Raw genomic sequence first — 271 nt, 5'->3', positions numbered from 1 at the left:
GATGGATATCTATCAGGCTCAGATGGCCACGATGGTTGGCAGCGGCTCCAGCTCGCTGGAAGTGCTTGCTGCGCACATCAAGTTAACTGCTCATGCAGACGACTCGAGCAATTCGCGCGCCGCTGGCCTGACTGCGGCGTTATTGCAGTCTCCTGAACACCTGGACATCGTGCGCGAGTGGTACGCCCAGCTTTTGGAAGCCATTAGCGTGGGCTCACCGTCAGAGGTCGCTGCAAAGCGATTCACTTTCTTCGCGACCGAAGGCTTGTTC

1 pseudogene is annotated in these 271 nt (G+C 57.6%); it reads left to right on the top strand.

Annotated elements, in window-relative coordinates:
• Positions 1–271: pseudogene (locus ACR6JA_RS23395) on the top strand (TetR/AcrR family transcriptional regulator); the annotation flags it as partial.

Source organism: Cedecea sp. B1(4), assembly GCF_059414925.1.
Note: the sequence above shows the minus strand (reverse complement) of the source record. Positions and strands in the feature narration are given on the sequence as shown.